At 54.3% G+C, this 269-nt stretch carries 1 protein-coding gene; it reads left to right on the forward strand.

Going from position 1 to position 269, the window contains the following annotated elements; all coding sequences use genetic code 11:
- A partial coding sequence (locus E1189_RS22035; RefSeq protein WP_196220795.1) for a hypothetical protein occupies positions 1–269 on the forward strand: 269 nt, incomplete at both ends.

Here is a 269-nt window from a genome sequence, read left to right on the forward strand (position 1 = left end):
GCCAGTAATGCTATTCCCTCCGGTTTTGAATCCCTGAGTCGTCCCCAGCAGTCGCTGGTGGATATTTACTATGGCGGCCGTTACATCATGTCTCAGGTCGCCACTTACACACCGGATACTATTGCCCTGCGCTCGCCAGAAGAACTGGTGCGCCGTATTGATGATATTGCAGCTCCTGCCCTGATTACACGACTTTTGTCTGGCGATATCATAAATCATTCACAGGACGTATGCCCTCCCGGGCAGACTCAGGGCTGCGGGCGCCTGAG

This window comes from Parendozoicomonas verongulae, assembly GCF_009711465.1.
In the GTDB taxonomy this organism is placed as follows: domain Bacteria; phylum Pseudomonadota; class Gammaproteobacteria; order Pseudomonadales; family Endozoicomonadaceae; genus Sansalvadorimonas; species Sansalvadorimonas verongulae.